Annotated in this window: 22 protein-coding genes; 11 read left to right on the top strand and 11 right to left on the bottom strand. The window is 62.9% G+C overall.

All coding sequences use genetic code 11. The annotated features are described in order from the left end of the window. Positions 1–11: 11 nt before the first annotated feature. Positions 12–947: an AraC family transcriptional regulator gene (locus tag K3F44_RS08185; RefSeq protein WP_101319965.1), complete on the bottom strand. Its 936-nt coding sequence runs from the start codon at positions 945–947 to the stop codon at positions 12–14. Between the two features lie 179 nt (positions 948–1,126). Between K3F44_RS08185 and K3F44_RS08180 the strand changes: the two genes are divergently transcribed. Beyond that, entirely contained in the window at positions 1,127–2,179 is a 1,053-nt protein-coding gene (locus tag K3F44_RS08180; RefSeq protein ID WP_101319963.1) for an NAD(P)-dependent alcohol dehydrogenase, read from the top strand. A 15-nt stretch (positions 2,180–2,194) separates the two neighbouring features. Here K3F44_RS08180 and K3F44_RS08175 read toward each other — a convergent pair whose 3' ends face one another. Beyond that, positions 2,195–3,511 carry a hypothetical protein gene (locus K3F44_RS08175; RefSeq protein ID WP_220633747.1) on the bottom strand — a complete coding sequence of 439 codons (1,317 nt, stop codon included), beginning with the start codon at positions 3,509–3,511 and terminating at the stop codon, positions 2,195–2,197. 200 nt (positions 3,512–3,711) lie between these two features. On the opposite strand from K3F44_RS08175, the gene K3F44_RS08170 reads away from it, so the two are divergent. Beyond that, positions 3,712–4,914 carry a sugar transporter gene (locus K3F44_RS08170; RefSeq protein ID WP_101319957.1) on the top strand — a complete coding sequence of 401 codons (1,203 nt, stop codon included), beginning with the start codon at positions 3,712–3,714 and terminating at the stop codon, positions 4,912–4,914. A gap of 8 nt (positions 4,915–4,922) precedes the next feature. Here K3F44_RS08170 and K3F44_RS08165 read toward each other — a convergent pair whose 3' ends face one another. Both K3F44_RS08165 and K3F44_RS08160 read right to left on the bottom strand, forming a co-directional pair. Further along, the gene (locus K3F44_RS08165; protein WP_150569074.1) at positions 4,923–5,507 is read right to left on the bottom strand and encodes a LysE family translocator; all 585 of its coding nucleotides are present in this window, start codon (positions 5,505–5,507) and stop codon (positions 4,923–4,925) included. Between the two features lie 50 nt (positions 5,508–5,557). Then, entirely contained in the window at positions 5,558–6,388 is an 831-nt protein-coding gene (locus K3F44_RS08160) for an AraC family transcriptional regulator (RefSeq protein ID WP_101319953.1), read from the bottom strand. A gap of 191 nt (positions 6,389–6,579) precedes the next feature. Between K3F44_RS08160 and nfsB the strand changes: the two genes are divergently transcribed. Next, the gene (gene nfsB / locus K3F44_RS08155) at positions 6,580–7,230 is read left to right on the top strand and encodes an oxygen-insensitive NAD(P)H nitroreductase (RefSeq protein WP_101319950.1); all 651 of its coding nucleotides are present in this window, start codon (positions 6,580–6,582) and stop codon (positions 7,228–7,230) included. On the opposite strand, the gene K3F44_RS08150 is transcribed toward nfsB, so the two are convergent. Continuing rightward, the gene (locus K3F44_RS08150; protein ID WP_188036113.1) at positions 7,217–8,152 is read right to left on the bottom strand and encodes a LysR family transcriptional regulator; all 936 of its coding nucleotides are present in this window, start codon (positions 8,150–8,152) and stop codon (positions 7,217–7,219) included. The genes nfsB and K3F44_RS08150 overlap by 14 nt on opposite strands. Positions 8,153–8,265: 113 nt before the next feature. On the opposite strand from K3F44_RS08150, the gene K3F44_RS08145 reads away from it, so the two are divergent. After that, positions 8,266–9,465 (top strand): MFS transporter, encoded by a 1,200-nt coding sequence (locus K3F44_RS08145; protein WP_220633746.1) that lies wholly within the window; start codon positions 8,266–8,268, stop codon positions 9,463–9,465. Positions 9,466–9,480: 15 nt separating this feature from the next. Here the strand turns inward: K3F44_RS08145 and K3F44_RS08140 are convergent, their stop codons facing one another. Further along, positions 9,481–10,635 (bottom strand): cysteine desulfurase family protein, encoded by a 1,155-nt coding sequence (locus tag K3F44_RS08140; RefSeq protein WP_101319943.1) that lies wholly within the window; start codon positions 10,633–10,635, stop codon positions 9,481–9,483. 132 nt (positions 10,636–10,767) lie between these two features. Then, positions 10,768–11,694 (bottom strand): LysR family transcriptional regulator, encoded by a 927-nt coding sequence (locus K3F44_RS08135; RefSeq protein WP_101319940.1) that lies wholly within the window; start codon positions 11,692–11,694, stop codon positions 10,768–10,770. A 139-nt stretch (positions 11,695–11,833) separates the two neighbouring features. Here K3F44_RS08135 and K3F44_RS08130 point away from each other — a divergent pair, with 139 nt between their 5' ends. Together K3F44_RS08130 and K3F44_RS08125 are read left to right on the top strand one after the other, a co-directional pair. Continuing rightward, complete coding sequence (locus K3F44_RS08130; protein WP_220633745.1) at positions 11,834–13,063, top strand: acyl-CoA dehydrogenase; 1,230 nt, start codon at positions 11,834–11,836, stop codon at positions 13,061–13,063. Between the two features lie 211 nt (positions 13,064–13,274). Further along, positions 13,275–13,751 (top strand): GNAT family N-acetyltransferase, encoded by a 477-nt coding sequence (locus K3F44_RS08125; protein ID WP_220633744.1) that lies wholly within the window; start codon positions 13,275–13,277, stop codon positions 13,749–13,751. Here K3F44_RS08125 and K3F44_RS08120 read toward each other — a convergent pair. Continuing rightward, positions 13,748–14,839, bottom strand: a complete 1,092-nt coding sequence (locus K3F44_RS08120; RefSeq protein WP_259407043.1) for a TerC family protein — start codon at positions 14,837–14,839, stop codon at positions 13,748–13,750. The genes K3F44_RS08125 and K3F44_RS08120 overlap by 4 nt on opposite strands. Positions 14,840–15,003: 164 nt before the next feature. Next, complete coding sequence (locus K3F44_RS08115; protein ID WP_188036110.1) at positions 15,004–16,311, bottom strand: substrate-binding domain-containing protein; 1,308 nt, start codon at positions 16,309–16,311, stop codon at positions 15,004–15,006. 193 nt (positions 16,312–16,504) lie between these two features. Here K3F44_RS08115 and K3F44_RS08110 point away from each other — a divergent pair, with 193 nt between their 5' ends. From K3F44_RS08110 to K3F44_RS08095, 4 genes are all read left to right on the top strand, one after another. Continuing rightward, entirely contained in the window at positions 16,505–17,389 is an 885-nt protein-coding gene (locus K3F44_RS08110; RefSeq protein WP_101319933.1) for an EamA family transporter, read from the top strand. A 53-nt stretch (positions 17,390–17,442) separates the two neighbouring features. Beyond that, the gene (locus K3F44_RS08105) at positions 17,443–17,763 is read left to right on the top strand and encodes a YbjQ family protein (protein WP_101319930.1); all 321 of its coding nucleotides are present in this window, start codon (positions 17,443–17,445) and stop codon (positions 17,761–17,763) included. Between the two features lie 138 nt (positions 17,764–17,901). Further along, on the top strand, positions 17,902–18,090 hold the full coding sequence (locus tag K3F44_RS08100) for a hypothetical protein (RefSeq protein WP_101319928.1): 189 nt from the start codon (positions 17,902–17,904) through the stop codon (positions 18,088–18,090). Between the two features lie 182 nt (positions 18,091–18,272). After that, a complete protein-coding gene (locus K3F44_RS08095) occupies positions 18,273–18,566 on the top strand; it encodes a hypothetical protein (RefSeq protein WP_150569077.1) in 294 nt (97 codons plus the stop codon). A 47-nt stretch (positions 18,567–18,613) separates the two neighbouring features. Here the strand turns inward: K3F44_RS08095 and K3F44_RS08090 are convergent, their stop codons facing one another. Together K3F44_RS08090 and ampC are read right to left on the bottom strand one after the other, a co-directional pair. Next, entirely contained in the window at positions 18,614–18,943 is a 330-nt protein-coding gene (locus K3F44_RS08090; RefSeq protein WP_101319924.1) for a hypothetical protein, read from the bottom strand. A 296-nt stretch (positions 18,944–19,239) separates the two neighbouring features. Further along, on the bottom strand, positions 19,240–20,379 hold the full coding sequence (gene ampC / locus K3F44_RS08085) for a class C beta-lactamase (protein ID WP_101319922.1): 1,140 nt from the start codon (positions 20,377–20,379) through the stop codon (positions 19,240–19,242). Between the two features lie 123 nt (positions 20,380–20,502). On the opposite strand from ampC, the gene K3F44_RS08080 reads away from it, so the two are divergent. Beyond that, positions 20,503–21,501 carry a bile acid:sodium symporter family protein gene (locus tag K3F44_RS08080; protein WP_220633743.1) on the top strand — a complete coding sequence of 333 codons (999 nt, stop codon included), beginning with the start codon at positions 20,503–20,505 and terminating at the stop codon, positions 21,499–21,501. Positions 21,502–21,523 lie beyond the last annotated feature (22 nt).

Genomic DNA, 21,523 nt, shown 5'->3' with positions numbered 1-21,523 from the left:
GGCTGAGCTGCTCAGACCGAAGCGGACAGATCGTTCAGGCTGCCCGGAGCAAAGCGTTGATAAGGCTGCTCATCTCCCGGGCTCTGGGCGAACTGGCGCTTGTACTCGCGGCTGAACTGCGAGGTGCTCTGATAACCGACCCGGTGCGCCGCCTGTGCCACGCCCAGGCCTTCGCCGATCAGCATCTGCTGCGCCTTGAGCAGGCGCAGGCGCTTGAGGTACTGCATTGGCGCCATGTCGGTGCAGCGCTTGAAGTGCTCATGGAAGGTCGACACGCTCATGTTGGCGCAGCTGGCCAAGGCTTCGACGCTGAGCGGCTCGGCGTAATGCTCGCGCAGATAAGCAAGCGAGGCAGCTACTCGGGCAAAGTGCCCTTGCTGCTCGACCAAGGCCCTCAGCACACCGGCCTGCGGCCCACGCAGAGCGGTGTAGAGCACTTCGCGCACCCGCGCCGGGCCCAGCACCTGGGCATCCAGCGGGTCCTGCAGGCACTGCAGCAGGCGCTCGACGCTATCCCGCATGGCCGCATCGAGTGCCGCCGAGGTCATCGACTGCGGGGTTTGCGCCTGCACACGGGCATCTGGCGCCAGCTGCATGCTCTGCACCAGTTCGCTGAGTACGCTGCGGTCGATGTCCACGGCCACGCCCAGCAGCGGCGCTTCGGCAGTCGCGAAGGTCTCGCACATGAACGGCACCGACAGCGCCTGCACCAGGTAATGACCGGCGCCGTACTCCAGGGTACGCGGTCCCAGCCTTGCCAGTTTGCTGCCCTGGGCGAGGATCATCAGGCTCGGTTCATAGATCTGCGGGCTGCTGGCGACGTAGTGATCCCAGCTGAGCACCTGCACCTGCGGCAGATGGGTGGGGACAAACCCCGGGCGCGTTGCCAGGCGGCGAATCAGGTCGCAGAGCGGGGCGTTGGCGTCGACGTGGCGGGTAAGCTGCATAAAGGGCCTGGGCAGAGAATCAGACACTGGCATTCTCGCAGATTGATAGCCTGGCGCCATATCGGATGTGGCGGTTTCGGAGAATCAGGCAAGCATGCCGGAGAATTCACGGTGGTCTCGCTCGCCATCTGGCAGGAGAATGGCTGGCATTGAATCGTTTCACTTGAGAGGTCTTCGCCATGTATACCGCAATCGGTTATGCCGCCCAAACCCCGACCAGCCCGCTGCTGCCGATGAGCTTCGAGCGTCGCAGCCCGCGTGCCGATGACGTCGCCATCGAGATCCTTTATTGCGGCGTCTGCCACTCCGACATTCACCAGGCGCGCAACGAGTGGGGCATCGCTGTGTACCCGCTGATGCCGGGCCACGAAATCGTCGGCCGGGTGACGGCGGTCGGTGCCAACGTCAGCAAGCACAAAGTCGGCGACCTGGTCGGGGTTGGCTGCATGGTCGACTCGTGCCGCGAGTGCCAGGCCTGCGCCAAGGACCTCGAGCAGTACTGCCTGGCCGGCCCGACCATGACCTACGCGACCCCGGACCGGGTCGATGGCAGCAACACCATGGGCGGCTACTCCAACAGCATCGTCGTCAGCGAGCATTTCGTCCTGCGCATGCCGCAAGGGCTGGACCTGGCCAGCGCCGCGCCGCTGCTGTGCGCCGGCATCACCACCTACTCGCCGCTCAAGCACCACGGCGTCGGCCCTGGCCACAAGGTCGGCATTCTCGGCATGGGTGGCCTGGGCCACATGGGCATCAAGTTCGCCAAGGCACTGGGCGCTGAAGTGACCTTGTTCACCCGCTCCGCAGCCAAGGCTGAAGAAGCTCGCCGCCAGGGCGCCGATCACGTCATCGTGTCCAGCGATGCCGAGCAGATGCGCGCCGCCGCCGGGCGTTTCGACTTCCTGCTCGACACTATCCCAGTGCAGCACGACCTGAACCCCTACCTCGACACCCTGACTTTTGATGGCGTGCACATCCTGGTCGGCCTGATCGAGCCGGTCGAGCCACCGCTGCATGCAGCCAACCTGGTGCTGAAGCGTCGCGTACTGGCCGGTTCGTTGATCGGTGGCATCGCCGAAACCCAGGAAATGCTCGACTTCAGCGCCGAGCATGGCATCACCTGTGACATCGAGATGCTCGATATCCGCAGCATCAACGAAGCGTTCGAGCGGGTGATCGCTGGCGATGTGAAATACCGCTTCGTCATCGACATGGCCACGCTGAAAGCCTGACTGGCAGGTGAAGGGTCACCAGGCCAGTGGCTTGTCCAGGCCCTTCCAGAACAGCCAGCGGCGTAGCTCGCCGTGCTCGCCAGTGCCGATCTGCCAGTCAGGTCGGCCGCTGTCGAGGGCTATCAGCGAGATGAAGCCGGCATAGCTGGCGGCGACCAGGGTTTTGCCATCTGCGCTGATGTCCATGGCGCACAAGGTCGAGCCCAGGTAGTGCTGCCAGTGCTCCTGACCGTCTTCGCCAAATGCCCGCAGATAGCCGTGCGCATCACCCACGATGTACTCGCCGGCGCGGGCTACGCCAGCGTAGATCCGCGCGCCATCCTCGACCAGCGGCGTGCGCGGGTCTTCGCTGTAGTAGTCGGTATCGAGCCCCGGCAGGTCAGCCGTGCGCACACCCAGGGTGTTGCCGTTGTAGAAATGGCAGGCATTCAGGATCAAATGGTCGCCGCGCTGATTGAACAAGGCAAAGTGTGGGTATTCACCGACGGGGCCGACTTCGGCGACCACCTGCAGTTGATCATCCAGCACCAGATGGCGCACGCCTTGTTCGCCGATGGCGAGCAGGCGGCCATCGGGCGAGACTGCGCCATGCTCCATCGACAGGCCCAGGGCGATATCGTCGGGGTCGATCCCTTCTGCCAGATCATCGAGAATCGTCTGCTGCTGCGGCAACAGGCGAGTCGCCCGTTCGCCGGTGAGCACAAATATCCCTTCGCCGCTGACCAGCAATACCCGCTGCCCATCCGGGAAGGGGATCAGCGCGCTCGGTGTGGGCGGCAAATCGAACGGTTCGAACGGATAGCCTCTGGGCAAACCTTCAAGGCCATGGGGCCAGGCCATCCGCGCCACCTGCGGGCCACCCCAGCCGTCAGTGACGCGGATACCCTCGGCGTTGGCCAGGGCGAAATAACGCCGCTGCGGGCAGCGGCCAAAGTGCTCGACGCCGATCACCGGGGTCACCGTGCGCCCATCGATGCGTACCACCTGGCCTTTTTCGTGAGGCATGCCAATCCGTGCCAGCAGGCTGCCGTCATCGAGCATGAGCACGCTGGCGATGCCTTGGCCGTGCTGCTCCAGCAGCGGTACCAGCGGCAGGTGGGCGGGCGGCCAGTCGCTGCGAAATGCGCGGCGTTGCTGCTCATCGACATAGGGCTGATTGATCGCCTGCAGCGCCGCCTGCCAGGCCGGCAGCAGGTGCTCGGTGGCAGGCGCGACCGGCTCCTCGAGGTTGTCCCAGCCCTGCGTGCGGCCTTGCGCGACGTAGTGGTTGATGGCCTTGGCATAGGCGATTACGGCCTGCTGCCATTGTTGCTGGGCGTGCTGCTTGTCCATGAACGGATCGGACTCCTTGTTCCGCGGTCTGTCTCTAGAGTGCACATGTTACTCCGCCCGCACTGCGGTTGTGAGGCCTTGGCTTGGCGCGTACCATGGCCGCCATCCTTGATACATATCTATCCGCACCTGCCGCATGCTTTCGCAGCGGGCTGGGTTGCGCGCTTGTCGTCTTTTTTCAGGAGCTGTAATTCCCATCCATGAATGGTCCGATCCCTACATCCATGCCCGCACCGGTGGGCGGCGGCAGCTGGCTCAGCGTCATTGCGTTGGCCCTGGCTGCGTTTATCTTCAATACCACCGAGTTCGTACCGGTGGCGCTGCTCAGTGACATCGGCCGCAGTTTCGACATGAGCACTGCTCAGGTCGGCCTGATGTTGACCATCTATGCCTGGATAGTCGCGCTGGCGTCGCTGCCGATGATGTTGCTGACGCGCAATATCGAGCGGCGCCGCTTGCTGCTGTGGGTGTTTCTGGTGTTCATCGTCAGCCACTTGCTGTCTTGGCTCGCGCAAAGTTTCACCATGCTGGTGCTCAGCCGTATCGGCATTGCCCTGTCGCATGCGGTGTTCTGGGCAATTACCGCTTCGCTGGCCGTGCGGGTGGCGCCAGCGGGCAAGCAGGCCAAGGCATTGGGACTGCTCGCGACCGGTACCACCCTGGCGATGGTCCTGGGCATCCCGCTTGGCCGGGTGGTGGGCGAGGCGCTGGGCTGGCGGGTGACGTTCCTGAGCATCGCCGGCGTGGCGCTGGTGACCATGCTCTGCCTGATGAAGTCGCTGCCGTTGCTGCCGAGCCAGAACTCCGGCTCGCTGCGCAGCTTGCCGGTGTTGTTCAAGCGTCCGGCCTTGGTGATTACCTACCTGCTGGTGACCTTGCTGATCACCGCACAGTTCACCGCCTACAGCTATATCGAACCATTTGCCTTGCATGTCGCGCAGATCGGCGGCGATCGCACCACCTTGTTGTTGCTGCTGTTTGGCGGTGCCGGGGTGATTGGTTCGGTGCTGTTCAGCCGCTACAGCGAGCGTTTCCCGCAGCTGTTCCTGCTCGGTTCGATGGGGTGCCTGGCCGCTTGCCTGCTGCTGCTCTGGCCACTCTCGGGCAACTTCACTGTATTCGCCGTATTGAGCATGTTCTGGGGGGTGGCGATCCTTAGCTTCAGTCTGGCGTTGCAGTCCAAGACCCTCAAGCTGGCCTCGGACGCCACCGATGTAGCCATGGCGTTGTTCTCTGGCATCTACAACATCGGGATCGGCGGCGGCGCGTTGCTTGGCAGCATCGTCAGCGGCCAGTTGGGCGTGGCTTACATCGGCCTGGCTGGTGGTTCGGTTGCTGTGCTCGGCCTGATCCTGGCGCTGGTCAGCCTCAAGCGCTTGCGCGAGGCGCCTGCGCTCGGCTGAGCCGGCCGCTACAGCAGCAGCGCCGACCACGCCGAGGCAATCAGCAAGCACGCCAGCAGCTGATTGAACCGGCGCAGGCGCTGCGGCGACTGCAACCAGCGGGCGCTACCAGCACCGAGCAGGGCCCAACTGGTCATGCTCGGCAGGGCCACCAGCAGCAGCACCAGCGCCAGCTGCCAGACCGGCTGGCCCGGCGCTGCATACACGCCGATTACCGCCACGGCCAGCAACCAGACCTTGGGGTTGATCAGTTGCAGCGACGCGGCACTGAGCGCGCCGAAGGGCTGTTGTTCGGCACTCTGGATCGGCTCGCCGGCACTGCGCAGCAACTGCCAGCCCAGCCACGTCAGCCAGATCACGCCGAGCCAGCTCATCACTTGCTGCGCCAGCGGATAGCGCAGCAGCACTTCGCCCAGGCCCAGGCCAACCGCCCAGACGATCGCCGCCGCAGCCGTGGAGGCCGCCACAATCGGCGCCACGCTGGCACGCAGCCCGGCGCGGGCGCTATGGGCGAGGATCAGCACGTTGGTCGGCCCGGGGCTGATGCTGGTGACCAGCGCAAACAAGGTAAAGGGCAACAGGGACTGCAGCATCAACGGTAACTCCAGAGGGATGGAGCACCATGGTCGCTGCCGCCGGCGGCTCAGTCTGGAAGCTTTGAGCAGCGCCGCTGGTAGGCTGCTGGGGTCAGGCGATACGCCCGGCGGAACCAGCGGCCGAGGTGGCTTTGGTCGGCAAAGCCAAGCGCCGTGGCCACTGCAGCGGGGCTCTCGCCCAAGGCCAGCAGGCGCCGCGCCCGAGCCAGGCGCAGCTGAATCAGGTAGGCGTGCGGGGCCAGGCCGAAGGCCGCCTTGAACGCGCGACTCAGACGAAAACGATCGACCCCGCAGGCCTGGGCCAGCTCGACCAGGCCGATATCCTGATCGATATGCGCGTGCAGGTAGTCCCGCGCGCGCTGCGCAGTCAACGGCAGGCGTGGGTCGGGATTGAGCCGCTTGCGCCAGTGCAGGTGCTGGGTCAGGCAGGCGAGCATGTCGTCCATGGCCGTCTGGCGCACGATGCGCAGGTCCTGACTGTGCACGGCGTCGAAGGCGCGCATGATCGCCCCGCTCAAGCGCACATCGTTGCATTGGGTGTCGGCAAAACTGGGCAGGCTATTGGCCGGCGCTTGTTCGAACAAGCTCGGCAGCTCGGCCTGCAGCCAGTCTGGCTCCAGGTACAAGGTGAAGTAGGTGAAGCCGTCGGCAGTCGGCGCCAGGCCATCGTGGATCTCGCCAGGTTCGAGCAGAAATACCTGGCCGGGCGTACTCACATGGCGGGCGCGGCGGCAGTTGAACTGCTGCACGCCTTGCTCGGTGGCGCCGACCAGGTAGCTGTCATGCCAGTGCGGGTCGTAGGCGTGCCCGGTGAAATGCGCGCGCACCGACTCGATGCCGGTATCGGCGTCCTGGCTCAGATCAATCCAGTTGGTCATGGGCGGCAGCTGCTGGTGAGTGGGCCCACTACCTTAACCCACCAGGGCTGGTCAGGTTTAGAACGGATGTGCAGCAGGTTGCGCAGCATTTTCGTCATTGGCATGAAAGTGTTGCTGTATTTTCAGCGGTTTCTATTGGCTGCAACAGCGCTAAGATGCGCGTCGAATCCGCACACCTCAGGAGCTTTTCGATGGACACCGTTACCCTGGCCAAGCGCCGTTACACCACCAAAGCCTACGACGCCAGCCGCAGAATCCCGCAAGCGACCATCGATACCTTGCTCGAGCAATTGCGCCACAGCCCGTCTTCGGTCAATACCCAGCCTTGGCACTTCATCGTTGCCGACAGCGCTGAAGGCAAGGCTCGGATAGCCAAGAGCACCGAAGCGTTTGCCTACAACACCGCAAAGATTCGCGATGCCTCGCATGTGCTGGTATTTGCCGCGCGCACCGAAATGCCTGAAGCGCATCTGCAGGCCCTGCTGGAACAGGAAGCCCGTGACGGCCGTTTTCACACCGAGCAGGCCAAGGCCGGCCAGGACCTGACCCGACGCAGCTATGTCGACCTGCACCGCTTCGATCAGAAAGACCTGCAGCACTGGATGGAAAAACAAACCTACCTTGCCCTCGGCACTGCGCTGTTGGGCGCTGCTGCGCTGGAACTGGATGCCACGCCGATCGAAGGTTTCGACAGCAAACTATTGGACGCCGAGCTTGGCCTGCGCGAGCGCGGCTTCACCAGTGTGGTGCTGCTCAGTCTGGGCTACCGCAGTGCCGACGACTTCAACGCTGGGCTGGGCAAGTCGCGCTTGCCGGCATCGAGTGTATTCACCTTCCTTTGACCTGCGGGTCCAGCACCGTTATCAGCTGTGCGCTGAGCGCTTCGACCAATGCGCTGACCTTGGGCAAATGGCGCCGATTACGGCGCCAGGCCAGGTGAATCGGCAGGCCCTCGCTGGCGAACTCTGGCAGCACTTCGACCAGGCTGCCCTCATCCAATTGGCGCTGAACCAGCCAGGTCGGTAACTGGGCGATGCCGTGGCCGGCCATGATCGCTATCGCCTGGCCTTCGGCGTCACCGATGGCCAGGCGGCCGCTGATGCTTTTCAGTTGCGTCGCGCCTTGCCGGCCACTGGCGAAATGCAGGGGCGGCGTGCTGCCATCGGCGCAGGCGTACAGCACGCAACCAAGTGCCTGCAAGTCGCGCTCATCATGCGGCGTACCGTGCTCGGCGAGGTAGCTGGGGGCGGCGCAGAACACCGTGCGCTGGCTGCCCAGATAGCGATGCTCGACACCAGCCGGCCACACCTGCGGCCCGCCAATGCGAACGATGACGTCGATGGCGTCCTCGAGCATGTCGACAAAGCGATCAGACAAAGTGATGTGCGGCTGCAGGCGCGGATGGCGCCGGGCGAAGTCGAGCACGGCGGGCAGCGCATGCAGGCGGCCGAAGCTTGCGGGCAGATCGACCCGCAGCGGCCCGCATGGCTCGTTCAGTTCATCATGCAGGGCCATCTCGGCTTCGGCGATCTCGGCCAGCACTCGGCTGCAGGTTCGCAAGTACGCAGCGCCGCTGTCGCTGAGCAGCAGGCGCCGGGTAGTGCGCTCGAACAGCCTGACCTGCAAGCGTTTCTCCAGGCGCGCCACACCCTTGCTGACGGCTGAACTGGTCAGATTCATGCGCTCGGCGGCGGCGATGAAGCTACCTGCGTTGGCGACATTGACGAAGAAGTCGATGTCCTTGAGATGCTCGGCTACAGGCATGGAGGAGGGCCTTGATTGGTGAAAATGGTTCAGCAAATTACGGAAAATCTACCCGTAATAGGCGTGTAATTCCATATTAAGCTTCGCGGCTGAAAGTTTCCGAGCGATAGACGATGCAAAATTCTTCCCTGACTCCTCCTGCAGTCGCCGACTCCGGGCAGCGCACCGGGCTGTCCATTCTGTTGTTCGCGGTCGGCGGCTTTGCCCTGCTGACCACTGAATTCATCATCCTTGGCTTGCTGCCGGGGTTGGCCCGCGACTTGGGCCTGTCGATTGCAGCAGCGGGCCAGTTGGTGACCCTGTTTGCGGTGACTGTCATGCTGTTCGGGCCGTTTCTCACCGCCTGGTTGTCAGCCTATCCGCGCAAGACCCTGTTCATTGCCATCGTGCTGGTGTTTGCCGCCTCCAACGCACTCGCCGCAGTGGCGCCAAACGTCTGGGTGCTGGCGCTGGCACGGGTCGTCGGCGCACTGGCGTTGCCGGTGTATTGGGGTACCGCCAGCGAGAGTGCAGGGCAGTTGGCAGGGCCCGGCCGTGAGGGCTGGGCAGTGGCCAAGGTCTATCTGGGCATCACTGCGGCGTTTGTCTTCGGCATTCCGCTGGGCACCGTCGCCGCCGGGCTGGTCGGCTGGCGTGGCAGCTTCTGGCTGCTGGCCGGGTTGTGCCTGCTGGTCGCGCTGCTGATGTGGGCCTGGTTGCCGAAGTTGCCGCCCGCGCCGCAGCGGGCGCAAGGCGAACGGCAGACAGTGATCTTGCGTGACCGGCGCTTTATTGCCCATGTGCTGTTGTCGGTGCTGGTGTTTACCGCGATGTTCACCGCCTACACCTACCTGGCAGAAATCCTCGAACAGGTGGCGGGCGTGCCTGCGGCTCAGGTCGGTTGGTGGCTGATGGGCTTTGGTGTGGTCGGCATGCTTGGCAACAGCCTGGCCGGGCGCATCGTTGACCGTAGCCCGCTCGGGGCGACGGTACTGTTGCTTGTCATTCTCGCGACTGGCATGGGCGCGGTTGCTCCCGTGGTCGGCAATCCAGCGCTGCTGCTGATCGCCCTGGCGCTGTGGGGCGTTGCCTACACGGCGTTGTTCCCGGTGTGTCAGGTGCGCGTCATGCAAGCCGGCGCCAAGGCTCAGGCCCTGGCCGGCACATTGAACGTGTCTGCTGCAAACGGTGGCATCGCGGTTGGCGCTGCGCTGGGCGGGCTGGTGATTCAATGGTACGGCACTGCAGCGCTGGGCTACGTCGCCAGCGCGGTGGCTGGCTTGGCCGTATTGGCCACGCTGCTGTTGATGGCAGGCGCGAGGCCGCGCGCCTGAACATGTCGCGTGTGGTTACCAGAAGGTCGGCGCAGCGGTCGCCAGCACGCGGGTAAACACCTTGATTGCAGCATCCACATCAGTCTCTGTGGTGTAACGGCCTAGGCTGATGCGCACACTGCTGCGAGCTTGTTGATCGGTAAGGCCCAGCGCCAGCAGCACATGTGACGCAGCATTGCTGGCGGAGTTACAGGCTGAAGTCGTCGACAACGCCAACTCGCTGGCCAGTGCTGCGCTGTTGAAGCCTGGGGTGGCGATGCGCAGGTTCAGGGTGTTGGCGATGCGTTGCCGCGGGCAGCCATTGAGTGCGACACCCGGCAGCGCCAGCAGGCCGTTGAGCAGGCGTTCGCTGAGTTGATGGATGCGCTGTTGCTCGGCCTCGGCAGGTTCGCCTGCCAAGGCGAAGGCGCTGCCCATGCCGGCGATCTGGTGGGTCGCGAGGGTGCCCGAGCGCAGGCCGCCTTCATGGCCGCCACCATGCATCTGGGCACGCATCAGTGGCCGCGCTCGCGGGCCGACATACAGTGCACCGATGCCCTTGGGGCCGTAGACCTTGTGCGCTGAGAAGGACATCAGATCGACGGCCTGCTCGCGCAGATCGAGCGCGACCTTGCCGACTGCCTGGGCAGCGTCTACGTGCAGTATCGCGCCATGGGCGCGAACGATCTCGCCAATCGCGGCATAGTCGGTGACGGTGCCCAGTTCGTTGTTGACCGCCATCAGCGACACCAGCCGCGTGTCGTCGTGCAGCGCCTGGCGAACCGCATCGGGCTGAATCAACCCGGCCTGATCGGGCATCAGGCGGGTCACTGCCCAGCCTTGACGCTCAAGCTCGGCCACCGTGTCGAGCACTGCCTTGTGTTCCAGCGCGCTGGTAAGCAGGTGCCCAGGCTTGTCGGCGCCATCGGCGATTCCTTTCAGGGCGAGGTTGTTGGACTCGGTGGCGCCTGAGGTCCAGACCAGCTCATCTGGCTGCGCGCCAACCCGCTCGGCGACCTGCCGGCGGGCCTGCTCGACCACGGCACGTGCCGCCTGACCATAGGCGTGACCGCTGGAGGCAGGGTTGCCGAAGTTGGCGTGGTGGCCGAGGCAGGCGAGCATGGTTTCGATAACCCGCTCATCGACGGGGGTTGTGGCGGCGTAGTCAAAGTACAGTGGGGCGCTGGGCATGATGGACTGATCCGGGCATGTCGCCTGATGGTGGCGAACGTTAGCGACATGCTATCGGTCTACAGCCAAAAACTTTTTCCCTTGTTTTCCCGCTAATCCCGGTCTGGTAGGAGAAAATTCTCCTAAAGCCTCTCAAGCAGGATCAAACATTTTTTCCTCTTCCACCACAACCCGCTCACACAGCTCGATGATCTGTTCGCGCATCCAGCGATTGGCTGGGTCCTGATCGGTGCTTTCATGCCAGTACAGGTGAGTTTCCAACGGCGGTACGTCAACCGGCAGTGGCAAGTGGCGCAGTTGATGACGGCGGGCGAAACGCTCTGGCACGGTCATTACCATGTCAGTCTGCTGCAACACCTGCGAGGCCATCAGGTAGTGTTGCGAGCGCAGCGCAACCTTGCGTTGCAGGCCCATCTTGCCCAGCGCCAGGTCGACATAACCCAGGCCGTTACGCCGGCTGGAGATATGGATGTGGCTCATGCCCAGGTACTGCTCCAGCGTCAGCTTGGCCTCGGCCAGTGGGTGGCCCTGACGCATTGCGCAGACGAAGCGGTCCTGCATCAGTTTGACGTGGCGCACCTGTGGGTCGGTGTTGAGCGGCGCATCGACGGCGAAATCGAGGCGGCCAGCGGCCAGCTCCTTGGTGGTTTCGCGGCGTTTGCACAGGAAGCTTTCGATCATCACCGCCGGTGCCAGCCGGCGCAGACGCTGGAACAGCGGCGGCAGCACTACCGCTTCGGTCAGGTCGGTCATGCTGATGCGGAAGGTCTTATTGGCCTGCTGCGGATTGAATATGCGGCTTTCCTGCACCGAAACCCGCAGCAGCGCCAGCGCGTTGCGTACCGGGCCGATGATGTTCTGCGCCATCGGCGTCGGCACCATGCCTTGGGCGGTGCGCACGAACAGCGGATCGTTGAAGGTCTCGCGCAGCCGCGACAATGCGTTGGACACCGCCGGCTGGGTAATGCCGACGATCTGCCCGGCGCGGGTCAGGTTAGCTTCGGTGTAGATCGCATCGAAGACGATGAACAGATTGAGGTCAACCTTGCTGAGATTCATTGGGCGCCGCTCGACGTGATGTTATCGCTGGATCATATATCGGTTATGAATGTTTATACACGCTGAAAATAGGCTAGGTGGATTGGCGCGCTTGTTCTAGGCTCAGGCCCATGTTCTTCATCCTGTGAAGGTAAGCCCGATGGATTTCGCCTATTCGCCCAAGGTTCAGGCCCTGCGAGAGCGCGTCACTGCGTTCATGGACCAGCACGTTTATCCTGCCGAAGCAGTGTTCGACCGCCAGGTTGCCGAGGGTGACCGCTGGCAGCCGACGGCGGTGATGGAAGAGCTCAAGGCCAAGGCTCGCGCCGAAGGCCTGTGGAACCTGTTTCTGCCCGACTCGGAATACGGCGCCGGCCTGAGCAACCTTGAATACGCACCTTTGGCGGAAATCATGGGACGCTCGCTGCTGGGGCCGGAGCCGTTCAACTGCTCGGCGCCCGATACCGGCAACATGGAAGTGCTGGTGCGCTACGCCAGCGAGGCGCAGAAACGTCAGTGGCTGGAGCCGCTGCTGCGCGGCGAGATTCGCTCGGCGTTCGCCATGACTGAGCCGGATGTTGCCTCATCCGACGCCACCAACATGGCGGCCACGGCCATGCGTGATGGTGATCAGTGGCTGATCAACGGGCGCAAGTGGTGGACCTCCGGCGCCTGCGACCCGCGCTGCAAGGTGATGATCTTCATGGGCCTGTCCAACCCGGATGGCCAGCGCCATGAACAGCACTCGATGATTCTGGTACCCACCGACACGCCCGGGCTGAAGATCGTCCGGCCATTGCCGGTGTTCGGCTACGACGACGCCCCCCATGGCCACGCCGAAGTGCTGTTCGACAATGTGCGCGTGCCCTATGAAAACGTCCTGCTGGGCGAAGGCCGCGGCTTCGAGATTGCCCAGGGGCGGCTGGGGCCGGGGCGGATTCACCACTGCATGCGTTCGGTGGGCATGGCCGAGCGCGCGCTGGAATTGATGTGCCGGCGCTCGGTCGAGCGCACGGCTTTTGGCCGGCCCCTGGCGCGGCTTGGTGGCAACATCGACAAGATCGCCGACTCGCGTATGGAGATCGACATGGCCCGCCTGCTGACGCTGAAGGCGGCCTACATGATGGACACCGTTGGCAACAAGGTCGCCCGCAGCGAGATCGCGCAGATCAAGGTGGTCGCGCCCAATGTCGCGCTAAAAGTGATCGACCGGGCAATCCAGATCCATGGCGGGGCAGGGGTCAGCGCTGATTTCCCGCTGGCCTATATGTACGCCATGCAGCGCACCCTGCGCCTGGCGGACGGGCCGGACGAGGTGCATCGGGCCGCCATCGGCAAATATGAAATCGGCAAGTATGTGCCGGCGGAGTTACTGCGCATGGGCCGCTGATGATTGTGCCCTAGGCAGCGCCCTGGCATTCGATCTATAGTCAGGCGCTATGAGCTACTCAGCCGCTAGCCGAATGATGTGCCCCTGCATGACCGCCTCTGGCGGGCCATGAGGTAACGGCTGCCCTGCACCCCGTTTGAACCCTGAGGCCCCGCCAGCAATGGACGGGGCCTTTTGTTGCTCTGTCCGCGCCACCACTTGGAGACAGAGTATGTTCGAGATTCGCCGTGCCACGCGCCAGGATGCGCTGACCGCTTTCGATATCCGCCGCCTGGCCATCCGTGCGCAGTGCATTGGCGCCTACAGCGAAGAAGCAATGCTGAGGTGGACCCAGGGTTCGCTCAGCGAAGCATTCAGCGATCTGGTTGCGGCGCACTTTTACCTGGTCTGCGATCAGGGCATGGTGGTTGCCACTGGCATGCTCGACGTGGCCAGGACTGAAATCGGTGCGATCTTTGTGCACCCGGATTACATGGGGCGTGGTATCGGCCGCCTGCTGATGGCCCATCTGGAGGGGCTGGCGCAGGCGGCGGGGCTGACCCAGATCACGCTTGACGCGACGCTGAATGCAGCTGCGTTTTACCGGTCCTGTGGCTTCGCTGGTGATGACCAAGGCATCTACCACTCACCCTCCGGGCTGCAGCTGGCCTGCGTGCCGATGCGCAAGGCCCTGCATGCTCCAGGCTAGCGATTCCTGAGCGAGCCAGGGTCATCAGCGATCTCTCTATCCTGAGATGTGTCAGGTGCGGGTTGATCATGGGCGACCGGGCCTGGTCCATGGTAAGCCGGACCACCCGCTGTCGCCTCATTGCGGGTCTTGAGCAACGACAGCACGACCCCGCCCAGCAAGAGTGCAAAGGTCACCCCCAGCGAGAGCAGCGCCGGCACCTTGCCTATCAGGCCGTGATAGAAAATCTTGCAGCCGATGAAGATCAACACCAGTGCCAGCGCGTACTTCAGATAGACGAACCGATGCATCAGGGCGGACAGCGCGAAGTACAGCGAGCGCAAGCCAAGGATGGCGAAGATGTTCGAGGTGTAGACAATGAACGGGTCTTGAGTAATGGCAAAGATCGCCGGCACGCTGTCGACGGCAAACACCAGGTCGGCCAGTTCGATCAACACCAGCGCCAGAAACAGCGGTGTGGCGTAACGCAGCGCTTTGCTTTCACCGGGCGGCGTCAGCCGGACAAAGAATTTTGCCCCGTGCACGTCGTCAGTGACGCGCATATGCCGGCGTAGAAACTTCAGCACCGGGTTGTTGGCCAGGTCCGGTTGGCTATCCTCTTTGGACAAAGCCATTTTCACCCCGGTAAATAGCAGGAACGCGCCGAACAGGTAGAGCACCCAGGCGAAGTTCTGCACCAGCGCAGCGCCAACGCCGATCATGATCGCGCGCAGCACCACCACCCCAAGGATGCCCCAGAACAACACGCGGTGCTGGTAGCGGCGTGGGATGGCGAAGTAGCTGAAGATCATCGCCATGACGAACACGTTGTCCATCGACAGCGATTGCTCGACCAGGAAGCCGGTGTAGAACTCCAGCGCCGACTGCGCCCCCAACTCGAACCAGACCCAGGCGCCGAACAGTACACCCACGCTGAAATAGCCTGAATACAGCAGCAGGCTTTCACGCATTTCGATTTCGCGTTCTTTGCGGTGCAGGACGCCAAGGTCAAGCACCAGCAGCCCAACCACGATGACGACGAAAACCAGCCACAGCCAGGCGCTGGTACCGAGTACGGGAGTAGTGAGGTAGGTCTGTAGAGCTGTCATGAGCCCCTCCTTGATTGTCGACGTTGCATGGCAACAGTGATCCGACATGGCGGCGTGGCAGCCGTCAGAGGGGCCCGGTATCACATGGGTTAGAGCCTAGACCCAGATGCCGGAGCTGCCGAGTGGCAGCCTGTTACATTTCTTTGCGTGGCCATCTGCATTCCTCAATACACCCACACCTCGACCCGGCGATTGCGGTGGCGGCCTTGCTCTTGCTCGTTACCCGCTACCGGCAGCTCGGCGCCCATACCCAGCACGTCGATGTTCTGCACGCCTTCATGGGCCAGTTCGCGGCGCACTGCCATGGCCCGCAGGCGCGAGAGCAAGGCGGCCCTGCCCGGTGTTTCCTTGGGATCGCCGAAGCCGACCAATAGCGTCCTGGTTTGCTCGTGGCCGGCCTGCTGCAGGAAGTCTGCGACGCGGTGTACGTCGCGCAGCGCTTTGCTGTCCAGGCTCGCACTGCCTTCCTGGAAGCGAAAGTTCACCGTCAGCCGACGCCCTTCCAGAGCAAGGCTGCGGTAGCGCGCCGGCATGTCTGTCTGGGTAGGGATCGGCAAAGCTTTGACTTGCTGATTGACGAAGCCTTGTTCAGCAACGATGACCTGGCCGGCCGGGCTTTGGGCAAAATCAGCCAGCGCCTGGGCCAGCGGCTGCGGACTGGCCGGCAGGTAGAAGTACAAGCGCCGCGACAGCGGATAATCTTCACTGGCAACCAGCGCGCGGCTGGGCGGCAGGGCCGGCGCATCGCCGGCAGCAATGGCCAGGACCTTGGCATCATGCACGGCCGCAAGGCTGCTGAAGCCAATCGCTTGGCGGTCGCTCTGGACTTGCTCGACCAGCGCGTCGCTGGACTCGAAGCGCCGGGCCCCGCCACTCAGTGCGCTACGTACAGGGTCGAGGACCAATGCCTTGAAGGTCTCGAAGGTGCCGGAGCGGTCATCACGCGCATACAGTCGGATAGCACCGCCCGCTACGCCCAGTTGCTCCCAGCGGGTTACCTGGCCGGCAAACACCTGGGCCAGCTGCGCTGTGGTGAGGCTGGTCAGTGGATTGTCTGGATGGACGATCACGGCGACACCGTCGAGGCCGATGACCTGCTCGGAACGGCCGCTGCGCAAGTCGCCGAACGCCTGCAACTGATCTACCTCGACGTCACTGATCGGTCGCGAGGACGCAACCAGGTCTGCCGCGCCACTGCCCAGTGCAGCGAAACCGGTACTGCTGCCGTGAGCTGCGATCAGCACGCTGAGGAGTTCGCCATCGCGACCCTGCGCCGTAATGGCGATCTCGTTGGGCACAGCCCCTGCGCAATGCTCGATCGCCGTCGCGCCCTTGCTGCGCAGCATCCCCTGAACCAGCGCAGGCCCAAGCGCAGTGCCGATCGTGTTGGAGCCCTGAATGCGCAGTTGCACCGGCTCAGCCAGGCAGAGCAGTGGCAGCGACAACAGCAGGAGTGAGAGCAGACGCGGCATGCCGGAGACCTGGGGCACAGTGATGCGCCGCAGATTACGACAGTTGCATGACTGGCAGATGACGGTGCTGGCTCAGCCGTGCTCCGCCAGACTGTAGCGCAACCCTGGCCTGCAACTGTGCGGGTCACGAGCGACGAAAAACCCTTATGCTGTTACGAAATATGTCTATAACAGTTTGGATAAGGACCTGATGATGCCGCTCAAGGACCTGTTGATCGCTCTGGTGGTGATCATCATCTGGGGAGTCAATTTCGTGGTGATCAAGGTAGGCCTCGATGGCTTGCCGCCGATGCTGTTGGGCGCCTTGCGCTTCTTGCTGGTGGCGTTCCCGGCCGTACTGCTGGTGAAGCGACCGAACCTGCCGTGGCGCTGGTTGATCGCCTATGGCGCGACGATCTCCCTGGGCCAGTTCGCCTTCTTGTTCCAGGCCATGCACAGCGGCATGCCGCCTGGGCTGGCGTCGCTGATCCTGCAATCGCAGGCGTTCTTCACCCTGGGCTTTGCCGCGCTGTTTCTCGGCGAGCGCTTGCGCCCGGCCAGTGTCCTTGGCTTGCTGGTAGCGGCAGGCGGGCTTGTATTGATCGGCAGTGAGCACAGCAGCCATGTACCGCTGATTGCGCTGTTGCTGACGCTATGTGGCGGTGCGATGTGGGGCATGGGCAATATCATCACGCGGCGCTTTGGCTCGGTGAATCTGGTGGCGCTGGTGGTGTGGGGCGGGCTGATTCCGCCGCTGCCGTTTCTGGCCTTGTCGTGGATGCTTGAGGGTCCCGAGCGAATCAGTCAGGCGTTGACCCATATCAGCTGGAGTTCAGTGGGCGCGCTGCTGTTTCTGGCGTATGCGGCAACCATGCTTGGCTACACCCTGTGGAGCACGCTGCTGTCGCGCCATCCAGCCGGCAAGGTTGCGCCGTTTTCATTGTTAGTGCCGGTAATTGGCCTGAGCTCATCGGCGTGGTTGCTGGGTGAGCGGCTCAGCGCTATTCAGGGCTGGGGCGCGCTGCTGGTAATGGTCGGCTTGTTGATCAATGTGTTTGGCAGTCGGCTGAGCCAGCGCCTGCGCGCGGCGCTTTGCTAAGATCGCTTCTTTTGCCCCGGCCATGCAGGCCGGGCAGCAGCAGGAGTATGTGCATGATCATCTCTACCACCAGCCAACTCGATGGCCGTCCGATTGGTGAATACCTGGGCTTGGTCAGCGCCGAATCGGTGCAGGGGATCAACTTCGTCCGCGATTTCTTTGCCCGCTTTCGGGATTTCTTCGGGGGGCGTTCGCAGACCCTTGAAAGTGCATTGAAGCAAGCCCGCGAGCAGGCTACCGCTGAGTTGATCGCCCGCGCGCGGCAGATGAATGCCGATGCAGTGGTCGGCGTGGACTTCGAAATCAGCATGCCCTCGGTGCAGGGTGGCATGGTGGTGGTGTTCGCCACGGGCACTGCAGTCAGGCTCAGATAAGGCCAAGTGCCACTGGTCAGTTATGGGCTTTTCGCCCGAGCAGTCCGAGAATGACCGGCTAGTCTCAGTTCAACAGCCGGGCTTTATCGGGCAAGCGAGGGGCTTGCCGGCGCGGTTAACTGTGCAGGGAGTTGGGCGATGAGCGAAGCTTTTGTCGAAGACCTTAATGACGTGTTTCCGATCAACAATCAGGTGCGCTGCGGGCAAGCGGCGTTTCGCCTGGGTTTTGCCCATATGACCCTGGATGACTCCGAGCAGATGCAGCCGGTGGCGTTGCAGCGCTGCAAGAAAGGGCGTTTCACCCCGCGGATTCCGGCGCGCAAGTAAAACAGTGTCATTGGCACCGTGCAGCGGTCCCAAGCCAGGAAGGCCTACAGGATTTACGCCCAACGGCACGCTTATGATGAGCTTTGTTGATTCTGCGCAAGTTAACAGTGAGTTGCACTCGCAGATGTAACAATGCTGTGGTCTGCTTGCGCTGCACTTTCACAAAAGGAGGATTGACTGCAATGCGCATCAGGGAAGAAGCCTACCGGCATTGGGCCCAGTCACCGCTGCCCAGCCGCAGCCATGAAGAACAACTCAGCGACGGTATTACCATTGACGTGCAGGTCCGCCTGTCACGGCTTGGCGCCACGCAGATGTTCATCGGCATGTACAGCGACAACGGCACAGCATTGCTGGAAGAGTACTATCCGACACGGCCCGGCGAGACGACTACGCGGGCGCTGGTGTGGGGTGTCAATCGGGCGCGGGCCATGAGCCTTGACGCTGCGCCGCAGCCGCAGCGGCTACGCGCATGAAAAAGCCCGGCCTTTGCAGGCCGGGCTCAACACCATAGTGAGGCCGCTCAGTTCAGTGGCTCGATCACCTTGGCTGCTTGCCGCTCACGGGCGGCAGGCCATTCCTGTTGCAGCGTTTCCAGCACGCGGCCAACGAACTCGGTGTCGGCTGCAGCCTTCTTGCCAACAAAGCCCTGGCCGCGGCGGTAGACCCTGAAGCTGGCGCAGGTGCTGGGCAGGTGCGCTGCAAACTCGTCTTCAAGGCTGTTCGGCGGCAGACGATCAAGGCGAACCTCGCCAGTCTGGCTGATCCACAGCAGGTGATCATCAAGGCTGTCCTTGCGTGCAGCGAACAGCTCGGCCAATTGGTCAACAGTCGGTTTGTCGTTCAAATTCATGTTCATCATAAAGCCCCTATTACCCGTCGTTTAGTGATTTCACACTTGGCGCTCTACAGATGTAGCGCGCTACCAAGGCTGCTACCGCAGCATTGCAACAGGGGCTTTTCACATGCTGCCTTTTGGACAGTTCCCTCTCCACGAACGACTTGCGTTACCGCGCAAGCCGTCTGGAATACCCTTGCCACCGCTCCCGATCAGGGAGACGGCTTAATCATGCCCAACGCCGATCAACGGCGTCAACAGTTTTGTAGTGAATATTTTTCCTCACTACATAATGTCCGACAATCCATCAGTCACTGCCCGGAAAGGATCTGGTAGGCCGCTTCGACACGGGCTTCATTGGGGTAATTGCGGTTGGCCAGCAGGGCGATACCCAGGCCTTTGCTGGGGATAAATGCAACGTAGGCACCGAAGCCATTGGTTGACCCTGTCTTGTTGTACCAAGCGCTAGCGTCGGCGGGGCTGGCCGGGCTCAAGCGGGTTACAGCCTGCGGCTCGCGGACCATACCGGCACCGTTGCCCGCGAGTAGTGTGGGCAGAGTCACGGGATGAGGGTAGCGCTCCCAACCAAGGCCCTGAGTCATGCGGCCCACCTGAAAGTAACCTTGGTGGGTGAGGGCGATGGCTTGCTTGAGTGGTGCAGTCAATTGCTCGGGCTGTACCTGCACGCGCACATAGCGCAGCGCGTCGACGATCGTCGTCTTGATGCCGTAGGCCTCATCAGCGAAGGCGCCGGGCGTGACCCGTACTGGCCGCTGCTGCGCGTCATAACCCTGGGCGTACTGGCTTTGTGCGCTGGCAGGCACCTGCAGGTAGGTGTGGTTGAGGCCAAGCTTTGGCAGCAGCGACTCTTCCATCAACTTCGCGAAGGGCAGCTTCTGCGCGCGCGCTGCCAGGTCGCCAAACAAGCCGAGGCTGGGGTTGGAATAGCAGCGCTGCGTGCCTGGCGCAGCCTTGCGTTGCCATTGCTGGAGGAACACCAGCGCCTGGGCGTCGCTCTCGACGTCATCCGGGAATTGTAATGGCAGGCAGTCGGCGCTATACGCGCCCAGCTCCAGCAGGGTGGCCTGGCCCAAGGCCGTGTTGCTCAGCGCAGGTTGATAGCGGCTGGCTGGCGCGGCCAGATCGACTTTACCCTCGGCACTGGCCAGCGCCACCAGTGTCGCTGTGTAAGTCTTGCTCAACGACCCGACTTCAAACAGGGTCTCGCGGCTTACCGGCTGGTGGTCGACCTTGTTAGCTTCGCCATAGGTAAAGATATGTTCTCGGCCATCGGCGAACACAGCAACTGCCATGCCTGGGATCGCGTGTTTTTCCATCAACGGTTTGACCACGGCATCGACCCGAGATTGCAGATCATCAGCAAGGCTGTGCGTACTGGCCAGCGAGCAGGTGAGGCCAAGCAGGGTGAGAAGTGTGCGGGAAGTGAGCATGGGATTCCTGTCTTCAGCGTATGCGGTGTCCGTTGCGCGACACTGGCGGGCGTTCCAGCGTTAGCGCAGATAAGCCGCAGACCTTATCGTCGTGCGCTGCACGATGACAACAAGGAATGAGTAATGAAGTACCTCCGCATGCTGTTCGACAACTTCACCCTGGCCCTGCTCGGCGTGGTGCTGATCGCTACGCTGCTGCCGTGCTCGGGCCAGGGTGCAGTGGTGTTCGGCTGGTTGACCAACCTGGCTATCGGCCTGCTGTTCTTCCTGCATGGGGCCAAGCTGTCGCGCGAGGCAATCATCAAGGGTGCTGGCCACTGGCGTCTGCACCTGCTGGTGTTCTCCTGCACCTTCGTCCTGTTTCCGCTGCTGGGGCTGGCGTTCAAGCCGCTGTTCGTGCCGTTGGTAGGCAACGAGCTGTACCTGGGCGTGCTCTATTTGTGTGCCTTGCCGGCCACGGTGCAATCGGCAATCGCCTTTACCTCGCTGGCGCGCGGCAACGTCCCGGCAGCGATCTGCAGCGCAGCGGCTTCAAGCCTGTTGGGGATCTTCCTCACCCCGCTGCTGGTGATGCTGCTGTTGGGTGCCGACGGCAATACCGGCTCGGGCCTGGACGCGGTGCTGAAAATCACCCTGCAGTTGTTGGTGCCATTCGTGGCCGGCCAGATCGCCCAGCGCTGGATCGGCGACTGGGTCAAGCGCAACGCGCGCTGGCTGAAGATCGTCGATCAGGGCTCGATTCTGCTGGTGGTCTACACCGCGTTCAGTGAAGCGGTTGTCACCGGGCTCTGGCACACCGTGTCGCCGCAACATCTGGCCGGCCTGTTCGCCGTGTGCGGGATACTGCTGGCGGTAGTGCTGTTGGGCGTGCGGGTGCTCGGCCGAGCGCTCGGCTTCAGTGTCGAAGACCGCATCACCATTTTGTTTGCTGGCTCGAAGAAAAGCCTGGCTACCGGTGTGCCCATGGCGCAGGTGCTGTTCGTCGGTAGCGGGATCGGCGCGATGATCCTGCCGTTGATGCTGTTCCATCAAATTCAATTGATGGTCTGTGCAGTGCTGGCCCAGCGTTATGCCAGCCGCAAGGAAGAGGTCGAGGGCGAAGCAGCTTCGTCCTCAACGTAACTGGCCGGGGCGCAGCCCCGGC

Origin of the sequence: Pseudomonas sp. S07E 245 (assembly GCF_019599025.1) — a bacterium.
GTDB classification, from domain to species: domain Bacteria; phylum Pseudomonadota; class Gammaproteobacteria; order Pseudomonadales; family Pseudomonadaceae; genus Aquipseudomonas; species Aquipseudomonas shirazensis.
The sequence above is the reverse complement of the archived record's forward strand: the minus strand, read 5'-3'. Positions and strand labels throughout refer to the sequence as shown.

Excerpts from the sequence above, each read along its gene's own strand:
- K3F44_RS08185 (WP_101319965.1), bottom strand. The coding sequence starts at position 947 with ATGCAGCTTACCCGCCACGTCGACGCCAACGCCCCGCTCTGCGACCTG.
- K3F44_RS08180 (WP_101319963.1), top strand. The coding sequence starts at position 1,127 with ATGTATACCGCAATCGGTTATGCCGCCCAAACCCCGACCAGCCCGCTG.
- K3F44_RS08175 (WP_220633747.1), bottom strand. The coding sequence starts at position 3,511 with ATGGACAAGCAGCACGCCCAGCAACAATGGCAGCAGGCCGTAATCGCC.
- K3F44_RS08170 (WP_101319957.1), top strand. The coding sequence starts at position 3,712 with ATGAATGGTCCGATCCCTACATCCATGCCCGCACCGGTGGGCGGCGGC.
- K3F44_RS08165 (WP_150569074.1), bottom strand. The coding sequence starts at position 5,507 with ATGCTGCAGTCCCTGTTGCCCTTTACCTTGTTTGCGCTGGTCACCAGC.
- K3F44_RS08160 (WP_101319953.1), bottom strand. The coding sequence starts at position 6,388 with ATGACCAACTGGATTGATCTGAGCCAGGACGCCGATACCGGCATCGAG.
- nfsB (WP_101319950.1), top strand. The coding sequence starts at position 6,580 with ATGGACACCGTTACCCTGGCCAAGCGCCGTTACACCACCAAAGCCTAC.
- K3F44_RS08150 (WP_188036113.1), bottom strand. The coding sequence starts at position 8,152 with ATGCCTGTAGCCGAGCATCTCAAGGACATCGACTTCTTCGTCAATGTC.
- K3F44_RS08145 (WP_220633746.1), top strand. The coding sequence starts at position 8,266 with ATGCAAAATTCTTCCCTGACTCCTCCTGCAGTCGCCGACTCCGGGCAG.
- K3F44_RS08140 (WP_101319943.1), bottom strand. The coding sequence starts at position 10,635 with ATGCCCAGCGCCCCACTGTACTTTGACTACGCCGCCACAACCCCCGTC.
- K3F44_RS08135 (WP_101319940.1), bottom strand. The coding sequence starts at position 11,694 with ATGAATCTCAGCAAGGTTGACCTCAATCTGTTCATCGTCTTCGATGCG.
- K3F44_RS08130 (WP_220633745.1), top strand. The coding sequence starts at position 11,834 with ATGGATTTCGCCTATTCGCCCAAGGTTCAGGCCCTGCGAGAGCGCGTC.
- K3F44_RS08125 (WP_220633744.1), top strand. The coding sequence starts at position 13,275 with ATGTTCGAGATTCGCCGTGCCACGCGCCAGGATGCGCTGACCGCTTTC.
- K3F44_RS08120 (WP_259407043.1), bottom strand. The coding sequence starts at position 14,839 with ATGACAGCTCTACAGACCTACCTCACTACTCCCGTACTCGGTACCAGC.
- K3F44_RS08115 (WP_188036110.1), bottom strand. The coding sequence starts at position 16,311 with ATGCCGCGTCTGCTCTCACTCCTGCTGTTGTCGCTGCCACTGCTCTGC.
- K3F44_RS08110 (WP_101319933.1), top strand. The coding sequence starts at position 16,505 with ATGCCGCTCAAGGACCTGTTGATCGCTCTGGTGGTGATCATCATCTGG.
- K3F44_RS08105 (WP_101319930.1), top strand. The coding sequence starts at position 17,443 with ATGATCATCTCTACCACCAGCCAACTCGATGGCCGTCCGATTGGTGAA.
- K3F44_RS08100 (WP_101319928.1), top strand. The coding sequence starts at position 17,902 with ATGAGCGAAGCTTTTGTCGAAGACCTTAATGACGTGTTTCCGATCAAC.
- K3F44_RS08095 (WP_150569077.1), top strand. The coding sequence starts at position 18,273 with ATGCGCATCAGGGAAGAAGCCTACCGGCATTGGGCCCAGTCACCGCTG.
- K3F44_RS08090 (WP_101319924.1), bottom strand. The coding sequence starts at position 18,943 with ATGAATTTGAACGACAAACCGACTGTTGACCAATTGGCCGAGCTGTTC.
- ampC (WP_101319922.1), bottom strand. The coding sequence starts at position 20,379 with ATGCTCACTTCCCGCACACTTCTCACCCTGCTTGGCCTCACCTGCTCG.
- K3F44_RS08080 (WP_220633743.1), top strand. The coding sequence starts at position 20,503 with ATGAAGTACCTCCGCATGCTGTTCGACAACTTCACCCTGGCCCTGCTC.